Annotated in this window: 15 protein-coding genes and 3 pseudogenes; 10 read left to right on the plus strand and 8 right to left on the minus strand. The window is 59.5% G+C overall.

Annotation, left to right across the window (positions count from 1 at the left end; all coding sequences use genetic code 11):
* Positions 1-44: 44 nt before the first annotated feature.
* Together RGR602_RS33380 and RGR602_RS33385 are read left to right on the plus strand one after the other, a co-directional pair.
* The gene (locus RGR602_RS33380; RefSeq protein WP_040116189.1) at positions 45-704 is read left to right on the plus strand and encodes a CBS domain-containing protein; all 660 of its coding nucleotides are present in this window, start codon (positions 45-47) and stop codon (positions 702-704) included.
* A gap of 314 nt (positions 705-1,018) precedes the next feature.
* Positions 1,019-1,699, plus strand: coding sequence for an NnrU family protein (locus RGR602_RS33385; protein ID WP_040116704.1), 681 nt, complete (start codon positions 1,019-1,021; stop codon positions 1,697-1,699).
* Here the strand turns inward: RGR602_RS33385 and RGR602_RS36750 are convergent.
* Together RGR602_RS36750 and RGR602_RS33395 are read right to left on the minus strand one after the other, a co-directional pair.
* A pseudogene (locus RGR602_RS36750) lies at positions 1,660-2,330 on the minus strand (UbiX family flavin prenyltransferase). The gene RGR602_RS33385 and the pseudogene RGR602_RS36750 overlap by 40 nt on opposite strands.
* Positions 2,296-3,798: a UbiD family decarboxylase gene (locus tag RGR602_RS33395; protein WP_040116705.1), complete on the minus strand. Its 1,503-nt coding sequence runs from the start codon at positions 3,796-3,798 to the stop codon at positions 2,296-2,298. Before RGR602_RS33395 ends, RGR602_RS36750 begins: the two are co-directional and overlap by 35 nt.
* A 103-nt stretch (positions 3,799-3,901) precedes the next feature.
* Between RGR602_RS33395 and ubiT the strand changes: the two genes are divergently transcribed.
* From ubiT to RGR602_RS36755, 6 genes and pseudogenes are all read left to right on the plus strand, one after another.
* Positions 3,902-4,408, plus strand: coding sequence for a ubiquinone anaerobic biosynthesis accessory factor UbiT (gene ubiT, locus RGR602_RS33400; RefSeq protein WP_040116191.1), 507 nt, complete (start codon positions 3,902-3,904; stop codon positions 4,406-4,408).
* A pseudogene (locus RGR602_RS33405) lies at positions 4,399-5,179 on the plus strand (peptidase U32 family protein). The gene ubiT and the pseudogene RGR602_RS33405 overlap by 10 nt, the downstream one beginning before the upstream one ends.
* Before the next feature lie 4 nt (positions 5,180-5,183).
* Positions 5,184-6,119 carry a ubiquinone anaerobic biosynthesis protein UbiV gene (gene ubiV / locus RGR602_RS33410; RefSeq protein WP_040116192.1) on the plus strand — a complete coding sequence of 312 codons (936 nt, stop codon included), beginning with the start codon at positions 5,184-5,186 and terminating at the stop codon, positions 6,117-6,119.
* Positions 6,116-6,598, plus strand: a complete 483-nt coding sequence (locus tag RGR602_RS33415) for a hypothetical protein (protein WP_052451882.1) — start codon at positions 6,116-6,118, stop codon at positions 6,596-6,598. Before ubiV ends, RGR602_RS33415 begins: the two co-directional genes overlap by 4 nt.
* 128 nt (positions 6,599-6,726) lie before the next feature.
* Positions 6,727-7,044, plus strand: a complete 318-nt coding sequence (locus RGR602_RS33420) for a TraR/DksA family transcriptional regulator (protein ID WP_040116193.1) — start codon at positions 6,727-6,729, stop codon at positions 7,042-7,044.
* Between the two features lie 84 nt (positions 7,045-7,128).
* A complete protein-coding gene (locus RGR602_RS36755; RefSeq protein WP_203226223.1) occupies positions 7,129-7,506 on the plus strand; it encodes a hypothetical protein in 378 nt (125 codons plus the stop codon).
* Positions 7,507-7,531: 25 nt separating this feature from the next.
* Here the strand turns inward: RGR602_RS36755 and RGR602_RS33430 are convergent, their stop codons facing one another.
* Positions 7,532-7,819, minus strand: a complete 288-nt coding sequence (locus tag RGR602_RS33430) for a hypothetical protein (RefSeq protein ID WP_040116195.1) — start codon at positions 7,817-7,819, stop codon at positions 7,532-7,534.
* Between the two features lie 141 nt (positions 7,820-7,960).
* On the minus strand, positions 7,961-8,179 hold the full coding sequence (locus RGR602_RS33435) for a hypothetical protein (RefSeq protein ID WP_040116196.1): 219 nt from the start codon (positions 8,177-8,179) through the stop codon (positions 7,961-7,963).
* Positions 8,180-8,320: 141 nt separating this feature from the next.
* On the opposite strand from RGR602_RS33435, the gene RGR602_RS33440 reads away from it, so the two are divergent.
* A complete protein-coding gene (locus RGR602_RS33440; protein ID WP_040116707.1) occupies positions 8,321-8,884 on the plus strand; it encodes a hypothetical protein in 564 nt (187 codons plus the stop codon).
* A 362-nt stretch (positions 8,885-9,246) separates the two neighbouring features.
* Here RGR602_RS33440 and RGR602_RS33445 read toward each other — a convergent pair whose 3' ends face one another.
* The 3 genes and pseudogenes from RGR602_RS33445 to RGR602_RS39985 all read right to left on the minus strand — a co-directional run.
* The gene (locus RGR602_RS33445) at positions 9,247-10,980 is read right to left on the minus strand and encodes a SulP family inorganic anion transporter (protein WP_040116197.1); all 1,734 of its coding nucleotides are present in this window, start codon (positions 10,978-10,980) and stop codon (positions 9,247-9,249) included.
* Between the two features lie 80 nt (positions 10,981-11,060).
* Positions 11,061-11,321 carry a helix-turn-helix domain-containing protein gene (locus RGR602_RS33450; RefSeq protein ID WP_040116708.1) on the minus strand — a complete coding sequence of 87 codons (261 nt, stop codon included), beginning with the start codon at positions 11,319-11,321 and terminating at the stop codon, positions 11,061-11,063.
* A 297-nt stretch (positions 11,322-11,618) separates the two neighbouring features.
* Positions 11,619-11,751: pseudogene (locus RGR602_RS39985) on the minus strand (recombinase family protein); the annotation flags it as partial.
* 268 nt (positions 11,752-12,019) lie between these two features.
* Here RGR602_RS39985 and RGR602_RS33455 point away from each other — a divergent pair.
* Positions 12,020-12,211 (plus strand): twin-arginine translocase TatA/TatE family subunit, encoded by a 192-nt coding sequence (locus tag RGR602_RS33455; RefSeq protein WP_040116198.1) that lies wholly within the window; start codon positions 12,020-12,022, stop codon positions 12,209-12,211.
* Positions 12,212-12,238: 27 nt separating this feature from the next.
* Here the strand turns inward: RGR602_RS33455 and RGR602_RS37985 are convergent, their stop codons facing one another.
* Positions 12,239-12,529: a DUF6522 family protein gene (locus RGR602_RS37985; RefSeq protein WP_040116199.1), complete on the minus strand. Its 291-nt coding sequence runs from the start codon at positions 12,527-12,529 to the stop codon at positions 12,239-12,241.
* Between the last annotated feature and the right edge of the window lie 19 nt (positions 12,530-12,548).

Below are 12,548 nucleotides of genomic sequence, written 5' to 3' on the forward strand. Positions count from 1 at the left end.
GTCTCTGGCAAACCCGCTGGAAGCATTGAACGCAAGGAGCCGCCATGCAAGCCAAGGACATCATGACGAGGACCGTGACTTCGCTCAGCGTGACGGCCAGCATTCGCAAGGCTATCGAAATCATGATCGCCGCCGGTGTCAGCGGGCTGCCGGTCGTCGGTGACGATGGAAGCCTGCGTGGCATTATTACCGAAGGCGACATGCTGCGCCGAAAGGAACTGGACCTAAGGGCGGCCGCCGATGCAGGCACGGTTGATGCGCTTCGTGACTATGTGCACAGTAATAGCTGGCGGGTCGAAGACGTCATGACCACAGATGTCGTCGCCGTGAGGCCCTCGGCGTCTCTCGGCGAGATCGCCGGGCTCATGGCGCTCCATTCGATCAAGCGCGTGCCGGTCGTCGTGGGCGACAGAGTTATCGGGATTGTCAGCCGCCGCGACCTGCTTAAGGCGGTCGTTGCAGGGCTGCCCGATCGCATCCCCCGCGGCGAGGAGGCGTTGCGCCTTGCGGTCGCGACCCGGCTGAAGAGCGATCTGAACCTTTCCCCGGAGCAAATTGCCGTGGCCGTCGAAGATGGCAACGTCATACTCACGGGCACCGTCGAGACGGAGCTCCATCGCAAGGCCATAAAAGTTCTTGCAGAGAGTCTCAGAGGCTCGGCGACCATTGTCGATAATGTGACGACGATTGCGGACCGGCCGTAGCTCTGGTTGCCCCGTCAGCCGATAAAAAAGCGCCCACGCCGCGCAGCAATCGGGGTACTGGGGCCCTAAGTCTTGCAACAGACGACGATTGTTGCGCCCGGCGATGCTGTGCGCGAGGTAGAGCGATAACACGCCAGCCGCACCACCAAGCAGGCAGCGGGCCTCGTCGATCATCGTGATCAAGAAGGTCTCCGTCAATCGCACCTTTGTACCAGAGCAATACGAAGCCAGGCGACCGCGTTTGAGATTTCGCAATGAAGCGATGTCCGAAGAGAAGATACAGGAGCGGATCGACATCAAATTGAGGGTTGAACGTGCAGGAACTCGCAGCCGCCTTCGCAGTCTTCATCGCGCTGCATTCGATCCCGGCGATCCCGGCTCTACGCTCGCGCATTATCGGCGTCGTTGGAAGGCCGGCCTACTTCGTCATCTATTCCATTGTCTCAACCGCGGTCCTCGCCTGGGTCTTTCGTGCCGCGTTGATGCTGGACTACATCCCGCTTTGGGAATTTCAGCCTTGGCAGGCGATCATGCCTTTCGTCTTCGCCCCGCTGGGCATTTTTCTGGTGATCGCCGGACTCATGAGCAACAATCCCTTGTCGATCTCGTTGGCGCGTGGATCGACGCTCGGGGCGGTTGCCAGCATCACACGGCATCCAGTCCTATGGGGCTTTTTTCTCTGGGCCGTCGGACACGTGATCGTCAACGGTGACCTTCGCTCATTGCTGCTTTTCGGCGGATTTGCGCTCTTTGCCATCGGAAGTGTTCCTATGGCGGAAAAACGCGCCCGGCGCCGCCTTGGCGCCGGCTGGGCCGTGGTTGCGGCAGGCACATCAAATGTACCGCTGCTCGGCATCTTGACAGGGAACGTGAGACCGCGATTTGACATGCGTCTCGGCGCAGCCGCATTGGCAACAGCTGCATTGACGGCGTGGTTGCTGATGGCCGGCCACAGCTATTTGTTTGGGGCCGATCCGCTTTCCCTGCTTGGTTGAACGAAGCCGGCGCCGGCAGACCGTTCTCCGTGCCAGCTCTGCGCAAGTGGCCGGATGGGCAATGCCAGCTGGTCGATCGCTCGTGATGCAGTGTGATCACGACATCTGCGACCGTCTCCGGCTTCTGATAGAAGGCCGGAACCGGCGGCATGATGATGCCGCCGCATTCGGTGACAGTGACCATGTTGCGCAGGTGACCGAGTTGAAGCGGTGTTTCGCGCGCCAACAGAACCAGTCTCCTCCGCTCTTTGAGCTGCACGTCGGCTGCACGTATGATCAAGTTGTCGGAGAGGCCGGCGGCGATCCCCGCCAGTGTCCGCATCGAGCACGGCGCGACGATCATGCCATGGACGGGAAACGAGCCGCTGGCGATGGCCGCTCCGATGTCGGCGGCATCATAGACCTTGCGCACCTTGAGCAGAAGCTTGCCATAGGCACCCGCGCCGATCTCATGGGCAAGCGTGCGCTGCCCCGCTTCCGAGACGACGAGATGAACGTGGATGCCGAGCGCAATAAGCTTGTCGGCGATTGCAACACCAAAAATGGCGCCCGAAGCGCCGGTGATCGACAACACCACGCGTGGCGCCGTCTGGGGGTCATAAATCACGCTTCGCCCTTTCCCAGATAGCATCGGCGCGGGCCGAAACGTCAGGCGGCATCGACAAGACACGCCCCCAGTCACGCTCGGTCTCCGATCCGATCTTGTTGGTCGCGTCACAGCCCATCTTGGTGCCCAAACCAGGCCTCGGGGAGGCAAAATCAAGATAGTCGATCGGCGTGTTTTCGATGACCGTCAGATCGCGGCCAGCGTCAAATCGTGTTGACAGAGCCCAGATGACGGCGGCCCAATTGCGGACGTTGATGTCGGGGTCTACCACGATGATGAGCTTCGTGTAGTTGAACTGCGGCAGCATCGACCAGAGACCCATCATGATTCTCTTGGCCTGGCCCGGGTAACGCTTGTCGATCGAAACAACGATCGCTCGATACGAACAGGCCTCCGACGGCAGCCACAAATCGCATATTTCCGGAAACTGCCGCTTGACGATCGGGACGAAAAGGTCGGCCATCACCTCTCCCAATCGCGACGGCTCATCGGGCGGGCGGCCGGTGAACGTGGAGAGATAGAAGGGTTTTCTTCGGCTTGTCATGGCCGAGACGGTCATCACCGGGAAAGGCTCGACGCTGTTGTAATAACCTGTGTGATCGCCGTAGGGCCCCTCGGGCGCTCGCGCCGTGGCCGACACCGTGCCCTCGAGAATAATCTCCGCATTGGTTGGAATTGGCATCGGGACTGTCAAGGCAGGGGTCACCTCTGTCCTCGCAGATCGCAGGAGGCCTGCAAAATTGATCTCGCTCACGCCTTCCGGAAGGGGCATGACCGCCGAAAGAATACTGACGGGGTCCGCACCGATTGCGATCGTGACCGGCATGTCCAAGCCTTTGCGCTGCCAGGCTCGATGATGTTTCGCTCCGCCGCGATGATCCAGCCAGCGCATAATGAGTGAGCGTTGATCACGCACCTGCATCCGGTATATTCCGACATTGATATCGGACGGATCGTCCGGGCAGCACGTGATCACCATCGGCCAGGTGACGAGCGGTGCCGGCTCGCACGGCCAGCACCATTGGATCGGAAGCAGCGAAAGATCCACCTCCTCTGCCGTGCGTATCATCACCTGCGCCGGCGACCTTGCCCGGCGCTTGGGCCGCATCGACATCGCCCTTTGCACAAGCGGCAGCTTGTCCCAGGCCTCCCGAATACTCTTCGGCGGTGTCGGCCGATGCAATTCGCCCAGCATATCGCCGAGGTTAGCCAGACCTCCGGCCTGGAGCCCGAAGCCGAGCTCAATCCTTTCCCTGGTGCCGAAGAGATTGACGAGAACAGGAATGTCCTTCGTCCGGCCGGACGCATCGATCGGCGTCTCGAACAGCAAGGCCGGACCGTTTTCTTCGATGGACCTCCGGTGGATATCGGCCATCTCGTGGACGAGGGAAACCGGCTCGCTGATACGCCGGAGCAGGTTGCGCCGTTCAAGGGCGAGCGCAAAGCTTTGGAGGTCTGGAAATGTGGCAACGGCAGAGGCGCGTGTATTCATCCCCATGCCATCGGCAAAAAAATCCGGCCTGTCTTTGAGATGGCGCAAATACCGACCGATCAGCCGGGGCTAAACCGGTTCCCGCTACCAATGAGGCGCGCCCATGTTTTTCCGACCACGGCTGATGGCTTCCCTGCACGCGGTTCCTTTACCGCTTGTTCAGGGCGTCTCGGCTTTCCTGTTAAGACAGATCCTCGAACGGCATTCAGGACTCTTAGATCGGCTGGGAGCCTTCAAGGAAACGCGATTTGCGTTTGTTCCGACGGATTTGCCCTTTTGCTTTCTGGTCGATCCGGCCCGCACGACGATAAAAGCGTTCCGAAAGCGCCACACTATTGCGGCAGATGCGACTGTCGAAGGCCCGCTAGCGCTCCTGCTGGCGCTGGCGGAGGGGCGCGTTGATGGCGATGCGGTGTTCTTTTCGCGCCGCCTGACGGTAACGGGCGATATGGAAAGCGTCCTTGCCCTTCGAAACGCACTCGATGACTGCGATATCGACGTCACCGAAATGATCGCCAAGGCCGCCGGACCTCTTCGCCCGATGCTGAAGTCATTGATGGTTTCGCTCCGCAAGCAGGCCCTGACGTCGGAGGGGCTCTCATGGAACTGATCTGTCCCGCAGGTACGCCGGCAGCATTCAGGGAAGCCGTCGACGCGGGTGCCGATGCCATCTATTGCGGTTTTCGCGACGAAACCAATGCCCGCAATTTCCCCGGTTTGAACTTCACGCGGGAAGAGCTTGTCGCATCAATCGCATATGCTCGGACCAAAGGTGTCCGCACCTTCGTGGCGCTCAATGTTCAACGCCGCGCGCGTCGTCCTGCCGCGCACGCTGACCATTCCCGATATCGCCCGGCTTGCGCGCAAGATCAAATGCGAACTCGAGGTCTTCGTCTTTGGCGGCCTCTGCGTCATGGCGGAAGGTCGTTGTTCGCTGTCATCCTATGCCACGGGAAAGTCGCCGAACATGCAAGGCGTCTGCTCACCAGCCAGCCATGTGCGCTACCGTCAGGAGACGGGCGGACTCCTCTCCGAGCTTGGCAATTTCGCCATCAACCGCTTCGGGCCCAACGAGCCTGCGGGATATCCGACCTTATGCAAAGGCCGTTTCAACATTGCCGACAGCCAGGGCTACGCGTTCGAGGACCCCACGTCACTCGAGGTCATGGATGAAATCGATGCGCTGAAGGCCGCGGGCGTTTGCGCTCTCAAGATCGAAGGGCGGCAGCGCGGCAAAGCCTATGTCGGCGAAGTCGTAGCGACGCTTCGCGCTGCGGTCGATGCAGCCCCGGCCGAACGATCCCGTCTGCTTGCCCGTCTGCGGACTTTAAGCGAGGGCCAGAAAACCACGCATGGCGCCTTTGAGAAACGGTGGAGATAAAAACGTGACCGATCGCTCCACGACGCTTGCTCTCGGTCCCGTCTATTATCTCTGGGACGCCGACCGTTGGCGCGATTTCTATTTCCGGATCGCTGACGAGGCGCCGCTCGAAACGGTGGTCATCGGGGAAACGGTTTGCTCGAAACGGCTGCACATCACCGAACCGGTTTTTGCGGATGTCGTTGATCGGCTGGAAGCGGCGGGCAAGTCCATCAGGCTTTCAACACTTGCCCTCATCACGCTCGATCGCGAAAGCCAATATCAGCGCGATCTCATCCATGACGGCGGCCACGTCATCGAAGCCAACGACCTGTCGGCACTCAATTTGCTCAAGGGCCGCAACCATGCCGTCGGGCCTCTAGTGAATATCTACAACGGCGCGGCGGCGCGATTCCTTGCAAAAAACGGAGCATCGACAATATGCCTGCCGCCGGAATTGCCGGCCACGTCCGTCAAGGCGGTCGCCGCAGATTGTCCGGATCTCGCCTTCGAGCTTTTCGCGTTCGGCCGTCTTCCGCTTGCCGTGTCGGCGCGCTGCGCGCATGCACGGGCGAAAGGCCGGATCAAGGACAATTGTCAGTTCGTCTGTGGCGAGGAGCCTGATGGCTTGACCGTAAAGACGATGTCGAACCAGCCGTTTCTTGCGCTGAATGGCGTTCAAACCCTTTCCTATACCTGCCAGGCGCTCTTGCAAACGGATGAAGATCTCAAGGCGCTCGGTGTGTCGGCTCTGCGACTGTCGCCGCAGGTCTGCGATATGGTCGAAGTCTCCGAAATCTTCCTCGATCTGACGAAAGACAAGATCGATCCGGACGAGGCGGCGCTTCGCCTGCGAACGGCCTATCCGGCCGTATCCTTGTCGAATGGCTTTCACCATGGTCACGCCGGCGCCGAATGGGTCGCCCACAACCGCAATGCTACGATGGGAGTGCCCAAATGAGCGATTCCAATTCCATTCTTGCCGCAGCCAATGTCCAGGCTGTCATCCACCAGATTCGCGCGATTATTCGAACGAGCGCTCTGGATTGCCGATGCCGTGATGTGGTCGATGACGTGCTTGAGGGTCTTGAGCGCCGGGAAAAGGCGGTCGCCACCGAGGAACTGCTGAAAGCTGCCGTCAGGCAAAGGGACAAGATCATAAAGCTTACCGAATTGCTGCGCGATTTCGGCGAGGTGTCGACGGGTTCCGACGGTGGGGTCATCGATGAGGCCGCGCTGCTGTTTGATGATCTGGCCATGCAGGCGCAGGTGGGATCGCAATTCCTGCATGCGATAGCCCACGCCAGTGATCTTGCGGTCGCAAACGCGAGCGTCCCGAACGACCGGGAACCATGCGCCGAAGAGAACCTGAGGTGGTGTGTTTCATCGATGCGTTCGAGGACTGCCGCGCTCCTTCGGCATGGTGTTTTGCCGACATGATCGGTCTCTGATGCCGCACCTTTGTCGCCGCCTCAACACCTGTGTTTTCGAGATATTGACGCAGATCAAGACGACTCGTCCGAAATCGCCCTAGCTATGATCGGAGAGGAAGAGTCTGGAGAACCAGGATGCAAAAAGAGAAATTTGGAAAGATTTTGCGGGGCCGATTGGAAGATCTGAACCGGCGCCTGCATCTCGTCGATAGCGATCTGGGGCGGCGAAAGGATGCCGACGACGAGGACCGTGCCGTCGAGCTCGAAAACAACGAAGTGCTGGAGGGCTTTGGACGTGCGGGGCAGGAAGAGGTGCGCGCGATCAACGCCGCCCTGCAGCGCCTGGAAAACGGAACCTTCGGCATTTGCGTAAAGTGTGGGTCGCCGATTTCGGAAGCGCGTCTTGAAGCGGTCCCGTTCGCTGTCACATGCCAATCGTGCCTTCGCGAATAAGCTGCACGACGATATTCAAAGAAGGCACGGGCGGCCGACGGTCGTGAATGGATGTTGCGCACTGCAAAGAGGGAACCAGCGGTCATGAAGTATGGCATCGTAGCAGCCGGATTGGACGCGCACGAGAAGTCGGGATGCATCATTTTGCAGGTCGGTTCACAATGCCGAACCGTCTTGGTGACGCGCCGTGCCATATTGAACGTCGCCTCCCCGCCGCGCGCCAGCGAGGCGCGTTTCCTCGAGCACGTCAGGACCTTCTGCGAGATTGCCTCCAATCGCATGGAGACCCCGATCGTCAATCAGGACGTCATCGTTATCACCGCAGACGATGTGCGAGGCTGGCGCCGGCATTGGCCATCATCTCCGGCACTCGTTTCCTCCCGCTCGCAAGGGCCTCGCATTGGCAACCGGCCACATAACCTGCGGCTTGTCTCAGCTAGGAATACCGCGGAGGGACGCTGAGCGGTTGGAGGGCTAACAGCGAAAGTCAGTGCCGGTGGCAAGGACCTGATCTCCACTCGAAGACATCGCCAGCAGAAATATAGATACGGCCGTCAGACGCAACATTCTTGACGCGATGCTTTGCGCGGGCGATGTCGCAGAAGAGCTCGATGTTTTCCTGCAGCCGCGTCTCATCCGCACGCGGCGGAGAGGCGACGTCGAGAAGCGCCTGCTTGTCGACGACGGCGATTTGATTTCTTCCGGCCTGCTCAAGGATGACCATCGCATTTTCGCCGGAAGAGCGCAGGAAGGCTGTAACGAATTTCAAAGACATCGTAATACCTCTTGCTCGATGAACAAGCGCTCGAGGGCGCTCTTACGACATTGGATATGCCGGCAGATCAATATCGTCGCAATACGGAACGGTGTCTTTGAGGAAGATCAAAATCATCAAGCGCCTCGGCGCTGTCGCAGGTTATTCCGATTCCATCATCAGCGCCGTGCTGAGGTATCCAAGTGCGATCGTGTCGCCAAACAAGAAAATGAAGAGGCCCTGGGCCACATAGCTCTCTACCAGGCCAAGCGAGGCCGCTGAATCCGCAAATCTTGTTGTCCAGACAATCGAACCCACGACGCTCCCGATGAGGAAGCCGATGGCTATTCTGGTGATGATAAACCGAATGAGCTGGGGCATGGCGCAAAATCCGTAACGCCTGAGACCACAATAGCAAAACGGCTGGAAAGTTCCATAGGTCGGGCAAGGTCTTGACTTTCGTCAAAGCGTTGCCTTCCCCCCATGCTATCAAAAAGGCTCGATCAGATTAACGGCGAAAGCATGACCCAACTTTCGATGGCTGCCGGCGCCTTTGCGCTTCTTGCAATGCCCGGCCCGACCAATACCCTGCTTGCGCTTGCCGCCCACCGGCGGGGAGTGCGGGATCTTGCAATTCTCGCAGCCATAGTGGTCGCCGCTTATCTGATGGTGGCGGCTTCGCTTGCAGTCTTTGCCGGAGCCTACCTGCATTCCCATCCGCAGATCGCCGATGACCTCAAACTGGTCTCTGCGGCCTGGGTTTTATATCTTGCCTTTCGGTTGTGGTTCGCCCCCGGTTCGGTTTCGGCCGCCGACATCTCGGCGCATCAAGTCCTGATAACGACGCTGCTCAATCCGAAAGCGATTATCCTCGGGTTGGCCATGGTCCCCCCTGCGGGCGTCTCGACTCAAATCCCCTATCTTGTGACCATCACCTTCGTTGTCGCGGCAGCCTCGATGCTTTGGCTTGCACTCGGCAAGCTTGTGATTGAAGCACAAGAAGCGTTGCCGGTGCTCGTGCGCCGGTGCACTTGCGCGGTACTCCTGCTGTTTTCAGCCGGCTTAACGGCCAGCCTTTTTACCTGAATATCTGCTGACGATGCCTTGCCGCTGCCGAAAGGATCCGAGCGTGGCGGCGCTGGGCCTCGGTCGTCCCACACGCCTCAACGACAAGCAGAAGCAGGAAGTCCGTGACGGTCTTGCCGCCGGCATGAGCGTGTCGGCGACGACAGCTATCGCGGCTGATGTCCTTCGATGCGCCAACAGTTCCCCTCCCAGCCAGGTTGGGCGGTCCTTGAGGCGCGCCACCTCTGCCTCGAGTTCATGCCTGGGGTCGGTTATGGTGCGATATTCGTCACCGGGCTTGTTGAAGCGTGAGTCCGTCGCCACCAGCATGCGCACAGTTTCTTCATTCTCGGTGAATCTCGCCAGTCGATGATCGGATGCGTTCAACTATCCTGTTGCCTCCCTGTCTTCTGTGCCCCTTGCAGTATTCCTGCGCGCGCCGCAGTCACTGCGTCAGCCAATGTTCTCTTGAAACGCACCCGCGGCGGTCGCATGCCGTGTACCAGAAGGACGCGCCGGACCGACGATGATGCGCCGCCAATGTGAACGGCAGCGCCTTGATGGTAAGCGTTACGCACAAACCCTTCAATAGTGGCGGCGCCGGTCGAGTCGAGAATCGGCACACCCGAGAAATCAATGACATAGGCTTTGGGATGCTCACCGATACGTTCGAGCGCTGCCCCGACCCCCGCCGCCGCACCGAAGAAGAATGCCCCAGATATCCTGCAAACCACAATGTCCGGATCGGTTGCCAGATCCGCCTCGTAAGGCTTGCGTCCGTTGCCATTCATCGTGTCGGGCTTATCCAGTTCCGCGACCGGCCATGTACGTTCGACTTCGACGGCCTCCGCCATACGGTGCAGAAAAAGCAGCGTGCCCAGAGCGAACCCGACCAGAATCCCCTCTGTCAGGTCGCGAAACACAACCAGCAGGAAGGTGGCCAGCAGCACCACGGCGTCGCCGCGCGAGGCGCGCAGGAGGGTCGAGAATTCATGCTTTTCTGCCATGTTCCAGGCGACCACCGCCAGTACCCCTGCCAGAGCCGCCAGAGGGACGTATGCGGCAAGTGGCGCGGCGATCAGCATGAACAGCAGCAGAAAGACCGAATGAAGCATGCCCGAGACCGGACCGCGAGCGCCGGAGCGGACATTGGTTGCCGTGCGGGCGATGTTGCCGGTCACGCAGAAACCGCCAAAGAGCGGAGCGGCGATGTTGGCCACGCCTTGGGCCACCAACTCGCAGTTGGAACGATGCCGCCGGCCGCTCATTGAGTCCGCCACGACCGCCGAGAGCAGGCTCTCGATGCAGCCGAGCAGCGCAAAGGAAAACGCGGAGGGGAGGACTTCGACCACTTTCGCCCAGGAGAGCGGCGGTAGCTGCGGCATTGGAAGCGACTGTGGAATGCCGCCAAAGCGGGTGCCGACAGTTTCGACGGGCAAGCCGAGCACGGCGGACGCGCTGGCTGCGGCCGCCACCGCGATGATGAAAGCGGGCCAGTGCGCGCGGAACCGGCGTACGACGACGATGATGCCGATCGTCAGGGCCGCGACGACAATTGCTGAGATGTTGAACGTCGCCAAAGCGCTGCCGATCGCCAGAAGCTTCGGCAGCAGCGGCCCGGGCTCCTGGTCGAGCGTAAGGCCGAGCAATTCCTTGAGCTGACTTGCAAAAATGATGATCGCGATGCCGGAAGTGAACCCGACCGTCACCGGATAGGGAATGTACTTGATAAACGTCCCGAGCCGCAGCAATCCGATCGCCATCAGCATCACTCCCGAGATCATCGTCGCCAGGAGAAGGCCGTCGAGCCCGTGCTGCGCCACAGTCGCGGACACGAGCACGATGAACGCGCCGGCCGGTCCGGCAATCTGAAAGCGGCTGCCACCAAGCACGGATACGATGAAGCCACCGATGATTGACGTGTAGAGCCCGCGATCGGGCGTGACGCCGGAGGCGATCGCGATCGCCATCGACAGCGGCAGTGCGACGATGGCGACAGTCAGACCGGAAATGGCATCAGCTTTTAGATCCGCGAGGCCGTAGCGCTCGTGGAGAACAGTGACAAGTTTGGGCGTAAACATGTCAACAAAGCTGGGTTCAACTGTTCGAGCGGCCATGACCAACCTTTCGCTTGCCACAACAGAGGCGGATCGTCGGCCACCAGGCGGTCGGCGCCGCTACACGGAAAACCTTAGATTCAGCCCGAGTTCACAGAGTGTTTGAGGCGAACCCCGCGCCCGCCATCGCCGCTGACGGCATGCTCGCCAATCAGCTCGATGCCGGCGCGGTCGAGCGCCTCGACCACCTTGACCAAGGAATCGATCACTCCCCGCACATTCCCGGCGCTCGCCTCCATGCGCTGGATAGTTGGCACAGAAACGCCAGCCATCGCTGCCATGGTTTTCTGGTCGATGTCGAGAAGGGCGCGGGCGGCACGAAGCTGGGCAGCGGTGATCATCTGAGCGTTCATGTTCATTTATGAGAAGTAATGTTGCTAACGTTATCACTGACTGGAAAAACATCAACATACATGGAATAGATCTCGGTTGAACACCTGACATGGGAAGCGCCGGCAATTGCGATGTCCGCATGACACAACGCTATAGATCCAGCCAGAAGCCTTATGGCACTTGGCCGTCATTGATTACCGGGGCTGCGCGGCCCGCCGATACGGGCAGTCGAACGATTGTCGGGTTGATCAGAGATGGGTCGAAAAGCGAATTGCACTAAGCGGGGCCGTTGACGCCTAACCGGCACCATCCTTTGTTAGCTCTGAGATCAGCCGCCGCTCAAAAATGTGCGATCCCCTAAATATACGTGAAGATCAGTTCGCCGGCCGCCGAGGAGGTGTCGATCGTATCCTCGAGGCCGAGAAGGTCGATCTTCCGCTCGTCACCTTATCCTTTGGGATCGTGCCGCGAAGACAACCGACCGGAAAACCTCTCAACCTATCTGGAAAACAGCAAGCGGCGTGACAGCGTTCAGGCTTCGTCCTACCTCGGCATTTGTTTAGCGCGAAATCGGCGCTATGCCCGCTCTTGAGATATGTCAAATATTCCAGCGGCTGAACGCCATATATTTTGCTCAAGGGACCTGGAGGTCAGTGAGGCAATCTCGCCGCGCTCGGTGCAATTGCCAGGAGTTAGGAGTTTTGCAATGGGTTCGTTCAGCGCATGGCATTGGCTGATTGTAATGGTGATCGTTCTGCTGCTCTTCGGCCGCGGCAAGATCCCAACATTGATGGGTGACGTCGCACAGGGGATCAAAGCTTTCAAGAAGGGGATCTCAGAGGAGCACAAAGTCTCTTCTGACCCTGACGAGATAGCCCAAAGCAAGATTGAGCGATGAGGGCGAGTACCTGGCGAACACCCGTATTTACCCAAGGATCCGGCGGCCGGTCCTTTTCACAGAGCCAGCCCGGGCAAAGGTCATCTCTTCGGAAAGGACAGTATTTGACTCGTCCAGGAGCGCGCGCCAAATGCGGTTGCCGATCCTGAGGCTTAGCCGCCGCAGCCCCGAATCGTCGCCCTCTCCAATTTCCACAGTACTTGCAACCAAACCCATCTGCAGATTTCGCTTGAACTCGGCTCTAGAGAGGCCGAATCGCGTGGAGAGCTCCGTGGGATCCAGAACAAAGTCACCATTGTCGTCGCGCGTTATCTGCATACTGGATCCTCTTTCCGCA

This window comes from Rhizobium gallicum bv. gallicum R602sp (assembly GCF_000816845.1).
Taxonomy (GTDB): domain Bacteria; phylum Pseudomonadota; class Alphaproteobacteria; order Rhizobiales; family Rhizobiaceae; genus Rhizobium; species Rhizobium gallicum.

Excerpts from the sequence above, each read along its gene's own strand:
- RGR602_RS33380 (WP_040116189.1), top strand. The coding sequence starts at position 45 with ATGCAAGCCAAGGACATCATGACGAGGACCGTGACTTCGCTCAGCGTG.
- RGR602_RS33395 (WP_040116705.1), bottom strand. The coding sequence starts at position 3,798 with ATGAATACACGCGCCTCTGCCGTTGCCACATTTCCAGACCTCCAAAGC.
- ubiT (WP_040116191.1), top strand. The coding sequence starts at position 3,902 with ATGTTTTTCCGACCACGGCTGATGGCTTCCCTGCACGCGGTTCCTTTA.
- RGR602_RS33415 (WP_052451882.1), top strand. The coding sequence starts at position 6,116 with ATGAGCGATTCCAATTCCATTCTTGCCGCAGCCAATGTCCAGGCTGTC.
- RGR602_RS33420 (WP_040116193.1), top strand. The coding sequence starts at position 6,727 with ATGCAAAAAGAGAAATTTGGAAAGATTTTGCGGGGCCGATTGGAAGAT.
- RGR602_RS36755 (WP_203226223.1), top strand. The coding sequence starts at position 7,129 with ATGAAGTATGGCATCGTAGCAGCCGGATTGGACGCGCACGAGAAGTCG.
- RGR602_RS33430 (WP_040116195.1), bottom strand. The coding sequence starts at position 7,819 with ATGTCTTTGAAATTCGTTACAGCCTTCCTGCGCTCTTCCGGCGAAAAT.
- RGR602_RS33435 (WP_040116196.1), bottom strand. The coding sequence starts at position 8,179 with ATGCCCCAGCTCATTCGGTTTATCATCACCAGAATAGCCATCGGCTTC.
- RGR602_RS33440 (WP_040116707.1), top strand. The coding sequence starts at position 8,321 with ATGACCCAACTTTCGATGGCTGCCGGCGCCTTTGCGCTTCTTGCAATG.
- RGR602_RS33445 (WP_040116197.1), bottom strand. The coding sequence starts at position 10,980 with ATGGCCGCTCGAACAGTTGAACCCAGCTTTGTTGACATGTTTACGCCC.
- RGR602_RS33450 (WP_040116708.1), bottom strand. The coding sequence starts at position 11,321 with ATGATCACCGCTGCCCAGCTTCGTGCCGCCCGCGCCCTTCTCGACATC.
- RGR602_RS33455 (WP_040116198.1), top strand. The coding sequence starts at position 12,020 with ATGGGTTCGTTCAGCGCATGGCATTGGCTGATTGTAATGGTGATCGTT.
- RGR602_RS37985 (WP_040116199.1), bottom strand. The coding sequence starts at position 12,529 with ATGCAGATAACGCGCGACGACAATGGTGACTTTGTTCTGGATCCCACG.